This is a genomic window from Prauserella cavernicola, from assembly GCF_016595675.1.
Classification (GTDB): Bacteria; Actinomycetota; Actinomycetes; order Mycobacteriales; family Pseudonocardiaceae; genus Prauserella_A; species Prauserella_A cavernicola.
Window position 1 is genome coordinate 1 of sequence record NZ_JAENJH010000045.1, and the last position, 315, is coordinate 315.

Sequence of the window (315 nt, forward strand, 5' to 3'; positions counted from 1 at the left end):
GGTCGTCTCGACGACGCTCAACCTGGCCGACCGCGTGCCGCCGCACCTGCTGCTGGCGGCGAGCGCGGCGGCGGCCGCGGTGTGCACGCTGGCGGTCGCGGTCTGGGCGACCGGCTTGGACGTCGCCGTGCCGCTGCGGTTCCTCACCGGCGTTTTCCTGGCGGGCGTGTACCCGGTCGGGATGAAGCTCATGGCGTCGTGGTCCGTGCGGGCCGCGAGGGGGAAGGCACTCGGCATCCTCGTCGGCGCGCTCACGCTCGGCTCCGCGCTGCCGCACCTGATCAGCGGGCTCGGCTCGTGGGACTGGCAGGTCGT

1 protein-coding gene is annotated in these 315 nt (G+C 74.3%); it reads left to right on the forward strand.

Annotation, left to right across the window (positions count from 1 at the left end):
- Positions 1–315: MFS transporter (locus JHE00_RS34620; protein ID WP_200326420.1), on the forward strand; the 315-nt coding region annotated here is incomplete at both ends.